Origin of the sequence: Pokkaliibacter sp. CJK22405 (assembly GCF_046614695.1) — a bacterium.
GTDB lineage: Bacteria > Pseudomonadota > Gammaproteobacteria > Pseudomonadales > Balneatricaceae > Pokkaliibacter.
This window is the reverse complement of sequence record NZ_JBKKHQ010000027.1, coordinates 67,661-82,112: the sequence shown is the minus strand read 5'-3', so window position 1 is coordinate 82,112 and position 14,452 is coordinate 67,661. Positions and strand designations below refer to the sequence as shown.

The following is a 14,452-nucleotide window of genomic DNA, read 5'->3' as shown; positions in this document are numbered from 1 at the left end:
GTGATAGCAACGCATTGGCTACCATCACCGATTGGCGGACAGAATTACAGCATCTGCTCTGCTGGCAGGGGCTGATCAACCGTCTCAAGGTAGTGGCGGAACACCATGTCGTAACCACACTCCAGACGCTGCGCGTAGTGACCAATGCAGTTCACGTTTGCTGGAACACTGATCACCGGCGACGAATTAAAACTGATAACGTCAAAACTCTTCGGACAAAAGATCTGCAGGATCTGATTGAACAGATTCGCATTTTCTCCATCGGTGGTCAGATTCGTTTCAAAGCTGACGTAGGAGCTGTTTTCCTGCGGCGTGATGTGGAACGTGGCGTAGTCACCACCACGAATCGCATTCAGTGAATAGCCGTAGGGCTCGAAGACGAAGTCATCGATGGCAAAGCCTGGTAGCAGCGCATCAATTTGCAGGCGCTCACGGATACCTTCACGCGTCTGACCTTCCGAGCGCAGGTATTCAGCAACCGGACCGCTGATGTGGTACATCAAAAGCTCGCCGGTTTTGTCATCTTCAGGGGGGGTGAATGGCGCATCGAGGTGATAAACGTAGTTATGGTGCGCATCAAGGTGGCCAAGGCGATAGGCCTTGCCGGTGACGATCTTGTCCAGCGCGACAATGTCCTGCTCGAAGCAGGTATGCTGCAAGTGAGACTGGTACTCGTTCTTGCGTTGAAACACGATCATCGAAACATTGTCCTGACCGTAGGTTCCAAGAAACTGCAAAATGGCATTCACCAGTGTGGTGGTACCACAAGTGAGCATCAAAAAGCGGTCATCCCATACAAACAGACTGCTTTCTGACAAAAGGTAAGCATCGCATTCCTCGTTGGTGACACGCGACAGGATGGTCGCATTCGACTGAGCAACGATTTCAGCCCAGTATTCCTCACCCAGTTCGCGCAGGGAACGACTTCCCGGACGAACCGCAATCTCAACCTTTTTCTCAGAACCTTCAAAGAACAATTTTCGTCACCTCCACCCCGTAAGGGACGGACATACCCGCCAGCATGCCTTGTTGCAGTGCTGAAACCTGTATATCCGGGCCAGTTAGTACATTTAAAGAAAGCCGACGATTATAACTGCCCGATTGTGGCATTTCACTGACAAATCACGATTATTTATAGGGGATTACCGTACCCCTAAGGTCGTTACATCTTCACTGGGCGCGGAACATTTTTTGCTGCTAGTCTCATAGAGTTGAATGAAAGCGGCAACTTGCAACTTATCCAGTAAATACCTCGCCAAAGTTGCCCAAGACGATGACTTTATTCTCACAGGGAGTTTGATCATGGAGCACTTCATCCATGTGTTGCCCAAGGTTGAATTGCACCTTCATATCGAAGGGACACTCGAACCTGAGCTAATGTTCGAACTGGCTGAAAGGAATCAGATACCTCTCCCATACGACAGCGTTGAAAGCCTGCGTAATGCCTATGAGTTCGATGATCTGCAATCGTTTTTAGACCTGTATTATCAGGGTGCGGCCGTACTGCTGACCCGGCAGGATTTTTACGACCTGACCTGGGCGTATATGAAGCGCTGCCAGGATCAGCATGTTGTACACACCGAGATCTTCTTTGACCCTCAAAGTCACACTTCCCGTGGTGTTGCCATGGAGGATGTCATCATCGGTATTCACGATGCCCTTCAGCAGGCCGAACAGGAGTTTGGCATTACCAGCCACCTGATCCTCTGCTTCCTGCGACATTTAAGTGAAGAGGATGCCTTGGCGACTCTCAACGCCGCCCTGCCGTATCGCTCAATGTTTATCGGTGTCGGGCTCGATTCTTCCGAGAAAGGACACCCTCCCGAGAAGTTCGCCCGCGTGTTTGATAAAGCCCGAAGCCTGGGCTTTAAGCGTGTCGCCCATGCCGGTGAGGAAGGCCCTGCGGCGTATATCCGCACCGCCGTTGATGTATTGGGCGTGGATCGGGTTGATCACGGTGTACGCTGCACTGAGGATGACAATCTGGTTGATGACCTGATTGCCTCACGCATGCCGCTGACGGTCTGCCCGCTGTCCAATATCAAGCTGAAAGTCTTCAGCGATATCAAAGAGCACAACATCCGCAGCCTGCTCCATCAGGGCGCCTGCGTCACCGTAAACTCCGATGACCCGGCTTACTTTGGCGGTTATATCGAAGAGAACTTTAAAGCCGTTCAGGACGGTCTGGGGATGACCAATGAAGAGCTGGCGCGGCTGTCACTCAATGCCGTTGAAGCCTCTTTCATGACCATGGAGCGAAAAGCCATGATCAGTCGCAATATTATTTTCCTGCTGCATGCCTGTCAGATTCGCCCCGACTGACAAGTTCCTTCGGACATAAAAAAGCCCTGATCAACTCAGGGCTTTTTTGTTTTGAGCCTAGCGCTCGTTTACACGTAGCGACGGAATACCAGCGTGGCATTGGTGCCGCCGAAACCGAAAGAGTTGGATACCGCGATATCCACCTGTCGGTCTTTACCAATATTCGGCGTGACATCCATCATGCAGTCCGGGTCGATATTCTCGATATTGATGCTCGGGGGTACATAGTTATCCTGAATTGCCATCAGGCTAAACACGGCTTCAATCGCACCCGCAGCACCCAGCATGTGACCGGTCATGGACTTGGTTGCCGAGACCGAGACCTGACTACTGGCATCGCCCATCACCTGATGAATCGCTGTTAACTCGTTGATATCGCCCATCGGCGTTGAGGTGGCGTGCGCATTCACATAGTGCACCTGCTCAGGCGTTATCCCGGCATCACGCATGGCATTTTTCAGCGCTCGCGACGGGCCTTCCACGGTCGGCGCGCTAATGTGATGCGCATCAGAGCTCACACCATAACCGGCCACTTCACCGTAAATACGTGCGCCACGGGCCAGGGCAAACTCCAGTTCTTCGAGAATCAGCACTGCAGCCCCTTCCGAGAACACAAAGCCATCACGGTCACGGTCATAAGGACGGCTGGCTTTCTTAGGCTCATCATTACGGGTGCTCAGCGCGCGCATGGCCGAGAAACCGGCAAGGCACAGCTTGGTCAGCGCACCTTCGACACCACCGGCGATCATGACTTTGGCATCGCCGCGTTCGATATGACGGCAGGCATCGCCGATTGCATGGCTGGAGGAGGCGCAGGCAGACAGGGTCACTGCATTGTAATTCTTGGTGCCGAACGTCAGAGATACGTGGCCAGCGGCCATATTCGGCAAAATCATGGGAACAAAGAAAGGAGAAAGACGGCTCGGGCCTTTTTCCTGCATGAGCAGGACGTTATTTTCCAGTGAGACTTCGCCACCGATGCCGACCCCAAGATTCACGCCGACATCTTCAGCGATATCCTCGGTGATGGTCAGTTTGGCATCCTTAAGGGCTTGCTCGGTCGCGGCGATGGCGTAGTGGTTAAGCACATCCATCTTGCGCGCATCCTTGGGCGAAAGAATCTCCGGTAACTGGAAGTTTCTGACTTCGCCAGCGATATGGGTTTTCAATTCCGAAGGATCGAAGCGGGTAATCTGATCAATCCCGGAAATGCCCGAGCGACAGGCTCTCCAGGCAGTGTCGAGATCATTACCCAACGGGCAGAGAACGCCCATTCCTGTAACGACGACACGTTTGCGCATTGGTTTTCTCCTGTAGTAAACCTTGGATTCTCTGGCCCCAAACGGGCTGATCAAACCACTATGCGACATCCTTGCAACAATTAAGACCGGCGTATCTGCCTAAAACAAGGCAAAATACGACACAGAGATCGAACTGCGAGGCAGGCCACTGCCATCCATTTGCCCTATTAAGGGGGGTCATTATGACCTGTACCTTATCGCTGATTACCTACCCAGGCATTGCCCAGGGCCCTCTGCTGAGTGCGGCAGAGCTGCTGAATCACGCTAATCATGTGGCAACTTCACTGGATGAAGCCTCGGGCCAGGTCTTTAAGCTCCAGTTCATTGCAGCCGAGGGCGAAGCCGCTCCCTGCTCTCTGGGTTATCCCCTGCCCTGTGATGGCGGATTTGACCAGATTCCGCCAAACAGCATTGTGCTCTTTCACGCCAATACCCTGGCAGCCCTGCTTGAACGTGATCGCCAGCAGCATGCTGGCATGGATTTCAGTGAGTGGTTGAGAACTCATCTTAGTCGACTCTGGCTGTTTGCCTGCAATTTTGAAGGCAGCCGTCTGCTGGCCGACCAGGGCCTTTGGCAGTCGGCTCCGGCGACACTGCGCCAGCGCATCAGCGAGATGTTCAAGGAGCAGGGGCGCGAAGGCAGCTTCGGCATTCATGCGGATAACGTGATTTGTACGCCGGATGGCAGCGCGATGGCAGATCTCTGTATGGCAGTGCTGGAAAAATACTGCGGTAAAAATTTCGCCCGAACGGTCGCTCAGGATTACGGCAATGCATACCGGCCATCGGCACTGAGTTCGTATTTAGCCCAGCGTTTCAGCGGCGGCAGTGCGCTGGTGGCTCGCGCGGAAGCCTGGATTCAGGCGAACCTCACCCGCGATGTAAAAGTTGAAGAGCTGGCCTCTCATCTTGCTGTGAGTAGCCGCACCCTGATCCGGCATTTTCAGGAACATGTACAGCTCAGCCCACAGCAGTACCTTCAGCAGCTGCGCATTGAGAAATGCAAACTCCTGCTGTCCACCACTTCCCTGCGCTTTAGCCAGATTGTCGACCGCTGCGGTTACAGCGATGAAAGTGCGCTGAGAAAGGTCTTCAAGAAAGCCTGTCATCTTTCGCCCTCGGAATACCGCAAGCAGTTTGGCTTCAAGGCGACGGAAGCCTGATTCCACCACTCTAGAAAAGCTCGATATTGGGACGCGCCGCTTGAGCGGTGTTCACCGGGGTTGTAGCAACCGCCAGCGCTGGAGACACTTCCTGAGGTTTGGCGTCACCCTCCTCCTGCTCAGATTCAAACGCTTCCCACTGGTTCATCTCCCACTCCTGCGGCGCCCAGCCATCTGCATTATCATTCTGCGATGCCATCGTTGGTTCAGCAGTACTGTCTTCTTCGGCACTTTCTGCCGTTGCGCTCTCAAACAGGAAGATTTCGCCATTTAAACCAGAGGATGCGGCCACTTCATCAGCAGAAGCCGCGGTTTTCGCCAATGCCTGCTCGTGGGCATCATGCTGCTGAGACATCACATAGGACTCCCGATGCTGCTCAAGAAGGCAGGCCAGATCCTGCTCATGCAGCGAGTGATTTCCCGAGTCACGAATATCAATCATCAGGCGGGTGATGTGGCTGACGACCTTGTCCAGCATGTGACCGACTGACTCCAGCTGTTGGCGTGAGACATCCTGAAATTGCATGTGGCCCAGACTGTCGAGAATCCCGTGATGGATGGAATCCATGGTGGTATAGCTGTCGTGGGTAATGCGGTTGAGATACGCCAGCACTTCAGTAAACGTCTGGTTGATCCGACCAAAGCCCTCCGAAATGCCTTTCACCTGTTGCAGCTGCTCCGCCTGCTGACTGTTGTTGAGCAGCATGGTCAGTTTTGACTCCACCGCCGAACAGACCTGCAAAATCGCCGCATCAATATTGACAGTGACTTTTTCAGTTTCCTGCGAGAGTTTGCGCACTTCATCCGCCACCACCGCGAAACCTCGCCCGGCTTCACCGGCACGCGCAGCTTCAATGGCCGCATTCAGTGCCAGCAGATTGGTCTGTTTGGCGATATTGCGAATCATGTCCACCAGCCCGGCCAGCCCCTGTACCTGCTCAAGCACGGATTCGATATCACTATTTTCTCGACTCATGGCATCACTGGTTTGATCCACGATGGCGGCAATCTCATCCAGCAGCTGATGGTTTTCCTGAAGATGCGCCACGTTCTCTTCCATCAGCACGGTAGCCTGCTGTTCTTCTTCCCGCAGTCGATCCAGCAGCGCCGAGCTTTCTTTTCGCACTTTATTAAGAACGGTCATGATACCCAGGGCGCCACGCTCGGTTTCATCGTTGGCGCTGGCAAGGTGACTCTGCATGACGGGCAAATACTGGCGCAGTTGCTCAGCGTTAAGCGCCAGTCGCTCATGATTGATCTGAATCTGTTCGGGGAGAGCCTCCGGCGATGGCGTTACTTCGGCCTGTTGCATCATGGCCCGCTTCGGACAGGCAGCGACGATCCCGGCCAGCAGGCCGATCATTAACGCGGTGACGATGCCTGAAGGATGCCAGAGCGTCAGTGTGAGGCCATGCAGCTGAATCAAGGAAACCCATCCTGCCCAACTGGCCAGCCCAATCAGAAGGCTGATGCCCAGAAAGCGGCCCCCTGCCCGACGTCGTGTGATGACCTCACTCATAACTGCACTCCTCAAGCGCCCGGCAGCACTTGTTTAACCACATTAACCAGATCCACACCGGCGACCGGTTTTACCAGCCAGCCGGTGGCACCGAGGCGCTTGGCCTCGTCACGCTTGGCGGCCTGGCTTTCCGTCGAAAGCACCAGAATCGGGATAAAGCGCAGAATGGGTCGCACCGCCTGGATCAGTTCAAGGCCATCCATTTTCGGCATATTGATGTCAGTAATCAGTAAGTCAGGCTTTAACCCCTTCTGAATCTTGCTCAGGGCCTCGGTGCCATCGCGTGCGCTTTCGACCTTGAAGCCGCCCATTTCCAGACTCTGACTGACGGCCATGACCATCGTGGCTGAGTCATCTACGATCATGATGGTTTTGCTCATGAGGCAGTCTCCTCGGTTATCGTAAGGACAGGTTTGAGCCAGGCCGTAAGTTCGGCATTTTCCGGCCAGTGTGTAATTGCAGGTCGGCAGGCCAGCAGCACCTGCAGGTTAGCGGTGTGAAGGTGCTCACACTTGCTCAGATTAAGGCCCGGCTTATTGGCCTCATTCAGCCATTGCCAGAGGTTTTCAGCCTCCTCAACACTGATCTCGCCCTGCAGATGAGCGACCTTCTTTTTGTAGTGGATCGGCATCACAGCAACTCCTTTGGATTGAGCACCATCAGTACCGAGCCATCGCCCAGCAAGGCGGTACCGGAATAACAGCTCAGACGGGAAAGATCGCCCGGTAGCGGCTTAAGAATCACATCGACCACTTCGCGGAATTCATCGACCAGCAGCGCCACCTGCTCATTGCCAATGCGCACCACCAGCGCCGCCAGTTCATCCTCCTCGTTGGCCACCGGTGCAGCGGGAATCGCCAGCAGGTCATTGAGGGCAAGCACGGGCAACAGGCGACCACGCAACGTCGTGACCGCACGCTGTTTGATGTCGCGAAGACTGGCGCGAGGCAGGCGGACGGTTTCCACCACCTGATCCATAGGCACACCGAAGATCTGCTGGTGGGATTCGATAATCATGACGTTAGTGATCGCCATGGAGAGCGGCAGTGAAAGACGCAGCGTGGTGCCTTTGCCAATCTCGCTGGAGAGCGTGACCGTACCACCCACTTTCTCCACCGCCGTGCGCACCACATCCATCCCCACACCACGGCCGGAAATATCGGAAATGGCTGCTGCCGTGGAGAACCCCGCCGCGAAGATCAGCTGAATGGCTTCGCTATCGGTGAGGCGCTCCAGTTGCGCTTCATCAATCACGCCGGATTCATAGGCCTTGCGCTTGATGACCTGCGGATCAATGCCGCGGCCATCATCAATAATGTCGATCAGCACCCGGTCAGAATCCTGACGGGCACGGATCAGCAGCGTGCCTCGCGCCGACTTACCCGCGGCGGTGCGTTGCTCAGCGGTTTCCAGACCGTGGTCCAGGCTGTTACGAACGATATGAATCAGCGGGTCAGCGAGGGATTCGACAATGTTCTTGTCGGCTTCAGTGTCCTCACCCTCCAGTACCAGATTCACATCCTTGCCCAGCTTGCGGGCAATATCGCGCACCAGGCGGGGGAAGCGCTGGAAGATAAAGGACACCGGCAACATGCGAACCTGCATGATGGCATCCTGCATTTCCTCGGCGATGCGATTGATCACGGCATACTGGGCTTTGATTTCCCGCGATAGCTCACGCACGCCGAAGTGATTTTCAGCACGGTTGGCCAGATACGGCAGTGCATTCTTGGCCACCACCATTTCGCCGATCAGATTCATCAGCCGGTCAACCTTGCTCTGATCAACCTTCAGCACTTTGACGCTGTGATCTTCATTGCGCGCCGTTGCCGGAGCAGGCATCTCCTGCGGTGTTTGTTCTAGAGCGTTAACCGCTATCTCTGCCGCAGGCTCATTGCTTATGTTCAAAAGAGGAGCAGCCTCGACCTCATAAGAGACAGGCGAAGCCGCGTACTCTGCGGAAGAAGGCATCGAAGGCTCTTCTGTTATCAGCGCAGGGGCGGCAGTGGATGAGTCATCCGGCAGTTCGGGCTGCGCTGCCAGCCAGTTTTCCAGCCATGCCTTAAGCTCACTGGCCAGCGCTGCATCCCGATGTCCTGCCAAAAGGTGATTCAGGCTTTCCGGCATATTGCCCATGGAAAGAAACAGGCCGTGGACACTGCTCATGACCGATTCCAGACGGCCATTGGCCCAGGTCGCAGTGGCTTCGCACGCCAGCACCCGGCACTGCGCCTCGATCAGCTCGCGAATAAACCCTTGCTGCTCTGCCGAAAGTCGCGTGCAGGCGCCCGCCTCATTCGCGCCTGACGGCCTGGACTCCTGCAAGGAAGGACGCAGTAACTCCCCCGCCTCCAGACTGGCAAGCAAATCCCCCATCAAGCGAGTGCGCGACGGTGCCACCTCGGTGACCAGCAATAACCAACGCAGCACGCTGGCACGCCAGAGATCCGGCGAGAGTTTTTCCAGTAATCCATAGCCCTGCTCAGCCAGCCCTTTGATATCACCGCACTGCAGTGTGGCCTGGGCATCACGCACAAAGGCCATGTGTTGACCGTTCTCATCGGCATCACCGCCCGGCATCAGCAGATCCGCTTCACTGACCGGCAGAATCACGACCTGCTCAGGCACATAGCGGAAATGCTCACGCAAGGGCGCTTCCTCACCGGCACACAGCTGAATGAATTCCACCTGACAGCGATAGCAGTCAAAGTCAGGGTCGTTATCCTGCCAGCGGTCAGACTGAAGAATGGCCTGCCAGCGGCAGGAAGGGGTTTGCCGCACCTGATAAAAAGGATCCTCACCTTTAAAGAAGCAATCGGGCTCGGGCCGATACAACACCCACCAGAAATCACGACCCTGTTGCAGTTCACGCCAGATATTCTGTTGAACGGACTCAGGAATCCGCTGGGCAACTTCCGCAGAAATCACATCACTCAGGTGATCCTGCCGACAGGCGACATCGCTCACCTCTTGCGCTGCGGCTGTGCTCTCAACAGCGGCAACACTATCGACAGCGTCAAGGCTCTCAACAGCAGCGGCGTCAGACTCAGAGCCTGCGCTGACAAACACCGTGGCGTTGTCATCAAAGAGACCACCGATAACGGCAGGCGCCTGCCCGGCTGGGGGGTTCTGATCGGAGGCGGCACCACTCAGGCACTCGCGCAGCCGCGTCATTTGTTCAACGGCAGCCGGATAATGACTGCTCAGCTGTTCGGTGTTTTCGATCTCATCGACCAGCAACACCACCACATCCATGGCATCCAGTAATTGGTCCGCCAGCTCCGGGGTGAAGGGAATCTGCTCTTCGCGGACTGCATCCATCAGATCTTCTGCGGCATGCAGTAGCTGAGTCATTTGCGGGAAGTCGAACAAGCCGGAGTTACCCTTGAGGGTATGCACCAGACGGAACAGCTCCTGAATCAAGCCGGGATCAGAAGGCGAAGACTCCAGCGCCAGCAAGGTACTGCCGATGCCCTGCAGGCTCTCGCGGGATTCCAGAATAAACTCACGCAGAATCGGGTTCATGGCTGACCTCCGCTGTCTTTCTCAACGGGCGCTTCAAGGCAGCCCAGCAGGCCGTTGCAATAGGCCAGCAGCGCCTCGGGTTTACAGGGTTTGACCAGATAGAAATTGGCCCCGGCCTCATAGGCCTTGGCGCAGTCGTTCGCGCGGGATTCCGTTGACACCATGATGGCCGGCGCCTGACGAATATCGCGGCCGCGCATGTCAATCAGAAAGCCGTAGCCATCCAGTTTCGGCATGTTGATGTCCACCAGAAACAGGTCATAGTCGTTGACCAGCACTTTCTCGATGGCTTCAACGCCATTCATGGCCTCATCTACTTGAAAGCCCTCGGCCTCCAGAATACTGCGGTGATACATTCTGACGGTGGCGGCATCATCAATGATGAGGATGCGTTTATCGGTCTTGTTCATCGCTCCTCCGGTTTCTGATAGACGATGGCGTGGGGGAACTTGCGAACCGCAAACACGGATGAAATCCGGCTCATGGATTCCGAATGCCCCAGGCAGATAAAGCCGCCGGGATTCAACGCCTCGTAAAACACATCGGCTGCCTTGGTGCGTGACAAGGCATCGAAATAGATCAAAAGATTGCGGCAGAAAACCACATCAAAGCCGCGGTATTGTCGGGTCTCCTCCAGATTGCTGAGGTTAACCCGGGTAAACTCCACTGATTCGCGCAGCTCCTGGCTGATGCGGTAGTTGCCATTGCCCTGCGCCTCAAAATGGCGGTTGAGCAACGCCGGTGGCAGGTTCTGTACCGAGCGGGTGTTGTAGAGCCCGTCTTTGGCCTTCTGCAGAATCGAGGTGTCAATATCGGAGCTGATCAGCTCCACATCCCACTGCGCCAGCTCCGGCCAGTACTCGTAGAGATAAATGGCAATGGAGTAAGGCTCTTCGCCACTGGAGGACGGGATCGACCAGATGCGGATCACCTCGCCCGGTGCCTTGCGGCGGATAATCTCCGGCAGCATCGACTTCACCAGACACTCAAACTGGTACTCCTCGCGAAAGAAGTAGGTTTCATTGACCGTCATGATGTTGGTCAGGGTCTGCAGCTCACTGCCGCAGGCCTCAAAGCGCACCTGCATAAAGTAGTTACGAAAGCTGTCGCTACCGGTTTTAACGATGCGCTCCTGCAGCCGCTTATCGACGAAATAGCGCTTGGAGTCCTCAAACAGGATGCCGGTCTTCCGGTAGAAAAATTCCCGGAACTTGCGGAAGTCCTCCGTCGAGATCACCGGCGCCGTCACTGGGTATCCCCTTCGATGCGTCGCAGGGCCAGATCCGCCGCGAACTGAATGTAAGGCTCATCGGCAAAACGGGCTTTCAGCTCCTGCAGCGGCTCGACCGCCTCAAAGCTGCCGACCTCGCCAAGCAGATCCACCGCCGTTGCGCAGACGTTCACATGGGCATCCTCAGAGATGACCTTGATCAGCCAGGACTCCACCTTGAAATGACGCAGTGACTCCAGAATATTGACCGCAAAGATGCGCACATCCGGGTCGTCATCCTCCAGCAGCTCGGCCATTAACGGGGCGATGCTCTCCGGCAGGTTTTTCATGGTTTCGATGGCTTCGTTACGCAGCGCCGCGCTTTCGCTGCGCAGACACTGGATCATGCCTTCGATGGCAATCGGGCCGCTGATTTGCAGCAGGCTCACAAAAATCGCCTCGCGCACCACCGGATGCGGCTCGCTCAGCAAGCGTTCGACCAGCACCGGCGCAGATTCGGAGCAACACACCAGATCCCGCGCCGCCCAGCGTCGAATCGACACATCGCCAGAGAACAGGCAGGCTTCCAGACCTTCACGGTCCTTCGGCATACCGCGCTCCATAATCCCCCATTCGCACTGCAGAGACTGGCTTCGTCGGATCAAGGCCATAACCCGTTCCCCCACTGAATCATCTGGGCACCAATATCCTTGGCGTTGAGCACAGTGGATGCGCCGCCCCGTTCAATCAGTTCGCGTGGCATTCCGAAAACCACGCAGGATGCTTCGGACTCAGCAATGGTTTTTGCGCCCTTTTCTTTCAGGGCAGCAAAAGCATCTGCGCCGTCGTAACCCATGCCGGTCAGCATAATGGCCAGCACGTTAGTCGCCTTGCAGTGCTCCAGCACCGAGCGGCCCATCAACTCCACCGAGGGATGCCAGGGATGCCCGTCGGTCTCCGGGCGCGGCAACATGGTTAATCGGCCCATGCGCCGGGTTACCACGGCATCGGCATCGCCCCGGGCAATGTAGACCTTGCCTGGCAGCAGCGCGGTTGGCTCATTCACTTCCAGCACCTCAAGTGCACAACTGCGGTTGATGCGCTCAGCGAAAGGGCCGGTAAAAGAGCCCGGCATGTGCTGGATCACCACTATCGGGTGAGCGAAGCCGGCGGGCAGCGTCTGCAGAATTTTCTCCAGCGTGCAGGGGCCGCCAGTGGAGACGCCGATCACCACCAGACCTTCCGAAATCTGGCGTGGCAGGCCACGCCGGTCAGACGAGGTCGCCCAGGCCTGATCGTTCGGCGTCATGCCATAGGAAGACGTCGGGTTACGACTGCTCGCCTGACGTGAGCTGTGCTGCACCTTTTTCAGCAACCCGGCTCCGTGAGAAGGCGCAACCACCTTGAGCTTGGCCGCTTCGCGGATCTTGTCGACAAGCTCAGAGGCAATCACATCAATGCTCAGGGAAATGGTGCCGGAGGGCTTGGTCATGTAGTCCACCGCTCCCAGCGCCAGCGCTTCAAAAGTCAGTAATGCGCCCTTGCTGGAGAGAGACGACAGCATGATGACCGGCACCGGGCGGGTCGCCATGATCAGCGACAGCGCTTCGATGCCATCCATCACGGGCATATTGATATCCAGCGTAACGACATCAGGCCGCTCGCTCTGATTCATCTCTACCGCTTCCTGGCCATTACGGGCCCAGACCACACGGATATCGCCCTGTGCCTCCAATAGCTGGCTGAACTGGCGGCGCATCAGCGCGGAATCATCAACAATCAATACCTTGATCATAGGCTCACCCGTTCCTTACTCGCCCTGGCAGACCGTGCCGAGCCTGCGCTGATCGGCTTCATCAATGAGAAACAGCGGGTCAATCAGCTGGATCATTCGTCCGCGGGCTTCGAGGTTGGCCACACGGCCCAGCAGCTGCGCCTGCATATCTGAAAGATGCGGTGAACGCTCAATCGCCGAGGAAGGCAGTTTCAACACTTCAGTGACGGCATCGACGATAAAACCCGTGCGAATGTCGTTGATCAGAAACACCATGATGCGCTGGCGATCGTTGCGCTCCATGGGATCGAGTCCCATGCGCTTGCGCTGATCCAGCACCGGCAACACCACACCGCGAAGATTGATCACGCCTTCCACACAGGCAGGAGCGCGGGGCACAAAGGTCAGCTCTTCAGGCACGCGTACGATCTCCTGCACGCTGGCGATGGGCACCCCGAACTCACCGTCGGCCAAACGAAAAACCACAATCTGCTCTTCATCATCCAGTGGGCTGTCGTCGTGTTCCGTGAGGGCATCGTCAGTCATGGCAGTCACCGTTGGGGAAGCGTGGGAAGTCAGGTCAGTCATGGAATTCAGGGCATCCTGAACACCGGGATGGTTGAACATGTTCTGCGGGCTGAGAATCGACACCAGACGGCGGCCTTCATCCAGGCGGCAGATCTGTTCGATATCATCCAGCTCCTGATGGCGGCTGAGTAAACCGGGCATGGTGTCGATATCCGTCAGCGGCACCCGCAATACCTCCGCAACACTATCGGTAATCAGGCCGATGGCATGCCTGCCAAGGCCAATCACCACCACACGGTTACGTTCATCCAGCTCAGAGGCTGGCAGACCGAACAAAGAACGCAGCATCACCAGCGGCAGCAGGCGTTCGCGCAGGGTCATCATGCCGCGCACGTGGGAAGGCACATTGGGGATATGGGTAATGGTTTCAGGGACCTGAACGATTTCCTGCACATGGGCAATATCGATGGCGTACTCCTGCCCGTGCACACAGAAGCTGACCAGTTGCAGCTCATCGGAGGGTTCATCCGCCGCCTCGTCTTCTGCCGTCACGATGCTGTTGGCCAGCAAGGCATGCTGGGACAGTGCCTGAACCTGCTCGAACTCCTGACCGACGATGCGATCAAAATCCAGCACCATGACCATGGCGTGACCGGCCACATTCTTAAGAACGCCGGTCAGCATCTCGGTATTGATGGTGCTTTTCAGCCCTTCGACACCTTCGATCTGGCTGTCTTCGACCGTCACCACACTGGCAACACGGTCCACCACAAAACCCAGTGGCTGACCCACATCAATCACGATGGCACGGGTAGCGTCGTCTTCGGCCTGAGGCGCGAAAGCAAAGATGCGACGAAGGGAAATAATCGGCAAAACCTGACCACGAAGATTCGCCATGCCGTGGAGTGAACCGGGCGCCAGCGGCACCTTCACCACGTTGGGCACGCGGATGATTTCCTGCACCGGCGCCATATCGACGGCGAAGGCATCCTCACCGATCATGAAGGTGACGTACTGGCTGCCGGTGGCAAGATCATCCTCAGGCAGGGAAGCCATCACCTGTGCAGGATGGGCATTGGCGGCCGGTGTCATCGTATTCAATGAAGCCAT

General features: G+C 56.2%; 12 protein-coding genes and 1 pseudogene. 2 read left to right on the top strand and 11 right to left on the bottom strand.

Annotation, left to right across the window (positions count from 1 at the left end):
- Nucleotides 1-44 precede the first annotated feature (44 nt).
- Complete coding sequence (locus ACKC9G_RS17450; protein ID WP_411407779.1) at nt 45-977, bottom strand: adenosylmethionine decarboxylase; 933 nt, start codon at nt 975-977, stop codon at nt 45-47.
- A gap of 325 nt (nt 978-1,302) precedes the next feature.
- Here ACKC9G_RS17450 and ACKC9G_RS17445 point away from each other — a divergent pair, with 325 nt between their 5' ends.
- Nucleotides 1,303-2,322: an adenosine deaminase gene (locus ACKC9G_RS17445; RefSeq protein ID WP_411407777.1), complete on the top strand. Its 1,020-nt coding sequence runs from the start codon at nt 1,303-1,305 to the stop codon at nt 2,320-2,322.
- Between the two features lie 68 nt (nt 2,323-2,390).
- Here ACKC9G_RS17445 and fabF read toward each other — a convergent pair whose 3' ends face one another.
- Entirely contained in the window at nt 2,391-3,623 is a 1,233-nt protein-coding gene (fabF, locus tag ACKC9G_RS17440) for a beta-ketoacyl-ACP synthase II (RefSeq protein ID WP_411407775.1), read from the bottom strand.
- Between the two features lie 182 nt (nt 3,624-3,805).
- On the opposite strand from fabF, the gene ACKC9G_RS17435 reads away from it, so the two are divergent.
- On the top strand, nt 3,806-4,786 hold the full coding sequence (locus ACKC9G_RS17435) for a GlxA family transcriptional regulator (RefSeq protein WP_411407773.1): 981 nt from the start codon (nt 3,806-3,808) through the stop codon (nt 4,784-4,786).
- 10 nt (nt 4,787-4,796) lie between these two features.
- Here the strand turns inward: ACKC9G_RS17435 and ACKC9G_RS17430 are convergent.
- From ACKC9G_RS17430 to ACKC9G_RS17390, 9 genes and pseudogenes are all read right to left on the bottom strand, one after another.
- Nucleotides 4,797-5,699: pseudogene (locus ACKC9G_RS17430) on the bottom strand (methyl-accepting chemotaxis protein); the annotation flags it as partial.
- Nucleotides 5,700-6,316: 617 nt separating this feature from the next.
- The gene (locus ACKC9G_RS17425; RefSeq protein WP_411407771.1) at nt 6,317-6,685 is read right to left on the bottom strand and encodes a response regulator; all 369 of its coding nucleotides are present in this window, start codon (nt 6,683-6,685) and stop codon (nt 6,317-6,319) included.
- On the bottom strand, nt 6,682-6,936 hold the full coding sequence (locus tag ACKC9G_RS17420; protein ID WP_411407769.1) for a hypothetical protein: 255 nt from the start codon (nt 6,934-6,936) through the stop codon (nt 6,682-6,684). The genes ACKC9G_RS17425 and ACKC9G_RS17420 overlap by 4 nt, the downstream gene beginning before the upstream one ends.
- Nucleotides 6,936-9,830, bottom strand: coding sequence for a chemotaxis protein CheW (locus tag ACKC9G_RS17415; RefSeq protein WP_411407767.1), 2,895 nt, complete (start codon nt 9,828-9,830; stop codon nt 6,936-6,938). The genes ACKC9G_RS17420 and ACKC9G_RS17415 overlap by 1 nt, the downstream gene beginning before the upstream one ends.
- Nucleotides 9,827-10,240 (bottom strand): response regulator transcription factor, encoded by a 414-nt coding sequence (locus ACKC9G_RS17410; protein WP_411407765.1) that lies wholly within the window; start codon nt 10,238-10,240, stop codon nt 9,827-9,829. The genes ACKC9G_RS17415 and ACKC9G_RS17410 overlap by 4 nt, the downstream gene beginning before the upstream one ends.
- Nucleotides 10,237-11,079: a CheR family methyltransferase gene (locus ACKC9G_RS17405; protein WP_411407763.1), complete on the bottom strand. Its 843-nt coding sequence runs from the start codon at nt 11,077-11,079 to the stop codon at nt 10,237-10,239. The genes ACKC9G_RS17410 and ACKC9G_RS17405 overlap by 4 nt, the downstream gene beginning before the upstream one ends.
- Nucleotides 11,076-11,711 (bottom strand): HEAT repeat domain-containing protein, encoded by a 636-nt coding sequence (locus tag ACKC9G_RS17400; protein WP_411407761.1) that lies wholly within the window; start codon nt 11,709-11,711, stop codon nt 11,076-11,078. Before ACKC9G_RS17400 ends, ACKC9G_RS17405 begins: the two co-directional genes overlap by 4 nt.
- Entirely contained in the window at nt 11,702-12,835 is a 1,134-nt protein-coding gene (gene cheB, locus ACKC9G_RS17395) for a chemotaxis-specific protein-glutamate methyltransferase CheB (protein ID WP_411407759.1), read from the bottom strand. The genes ACKC9G_RS17400 and cheB overlap by 10 nt, the downstream gene beginning before the upstream one ends.
- Before the next feature lie 15 nt (nt 12,836-12,850).
- Nucleotides 12,851-14,452 carry a chemotaxis protein CheW gene (locus tag ACKC9G_RS17390; protein WP_411407757.1) on the bottom strand — a complete coding sequence of 534 codons (1,602 nt, stop codon included), beginning with the start codon at nt 14,450-14,452 and terminating at the stop codon, nt 12,851-12,853.

Coding starts and splice junctions, on each gene's coding strand:
- ACKC9G_RS17415 (WP_411407767.1), bottom strand. CDS start 9,830: ATGAACCCGATTCTGCGTGAGTTTATTCTGGAATCCCGCGAGAGCCTG.
- cheB (WP_411407759.1), bottom strand. CDS start 12,835: ATGATCAAGGTATTGATTGTTGATGATTCCGCGCTGATGCGCCGCCAG.
- ACKC9G_RS17400 (WP_411407761.1), bottom strand. CDS start 11,711: ATGGCCTTGATCCGACGAAGCCAGTCTCTGCAGTGCGAATGGGGGATT.
- fabF (WP_411407775.1), bottom strand. CDS start 3,623: ATGCGCAAACGTGTCGTCGTTACAGGAATGGGCGTTCTCTGCCCGTTG.
- ACKC9G_RS17445 (WP_411407777.1), top strand. CDS start 1,303: ATGGAGCACTTCATCCATGTGTTGCCCAAGGTTGAATTGCACCTTCAT.
- ACKC9G_RS17435 (WP_411407773.1), top strand. CDS start 3,806: ATGACCTGTACCTTATCGCTGATTACCTACCCAGGCATTGCCCAGGGC.
- ACKC9G_RS17390 (WP_411407757.1), bottom strand. CDS start 14,452: ATGGCTTCATTGAATACGATGACACCGGCCGCCAATGCCCATCCTGCA.
- ACKC9G_RS17425 (WP_411407771.1), bottom strand. CDS start 6,685: ATGAGCAAAACCATCATGATCGTAGATGACTCAGCCACGATGGTCATG.
- ACKC9G_RS17420 (WP_411407769.1), bottom strand. CDS start 6,936: ATGCCGATCCACTACAAAAAGAAGGTCGCTCATCTGCAGGGCGAGATC.
- ACKC9G_RS17410 (WP_411407765.1), bottom strand. CDS start 10,240: ATGAACAAGACCGATAAACGCATCCTCATCATTGATGATGCCGCCACC.